The following is a 428-nucleotide window of genomic DNA, read 5'->3' on the forward strand; positions in this document are numbered from 1 at the left end:
CCTCGGGATGAATTCACGGCGGTCGCCGACAACGCTCACCGTAAGCCGACCGGCCAGCCGTTGGCACCGGAACTGGCTGATTACCTGCGGCTCTTGAGTGTCTGTCCGGCGCCTGCCTTCATCTCGAGGTCGACGCCGCTCGTCTCAGCCCATCCCCCGCGCGGCGCCGAAGTCGTCAGCGGTGGTCACCGGTGGGGCGGAGCGGGGTGGTGCGGTGGCCGCTGAGCGAGGCGATGTCGATGAGGAGGTAACAATCGTCGGCAGAGCCGCTCCACGGGGAACCGGTGGGATCGTCGAACCCGTCGAGACCGTCCGTGCCGGCGAACAGTCGGGCGCGGCCGATCGTGAGCTCCGACCAGCCCGTGCGCGTCGTCGCGGTGATGTTTCCGGTTTCGAAGGCGAGGACGGTGCCCTCGAAGCGGGTGAAC

1 pseudogene is annotated in these 428 nt (G+C 68.5%); it reads right to left on the minus strand.

Going from position 1 to position 428, the window contains the following annotated elements:
- Positions 1-175: 175 nt before the first annotated feature.
- Positions 176-428 (minus strand): annotated as a pseudogene (locus P3H15_RS54665) (pyridoxamine 5'-phosphate oxidase family protein); the annotation flags it as partial.

It is taken from the genome of Rhodococcus sp. T2V (assembly GCF_029269925.1).
GTDB classification, from domain to species: Bacteria; Actinomycetota; Actinomycetes; order Mycobacteriales; family Mycobacteriaceae; genus Rhodococcus_F; species Rhodococcus_F koreensis.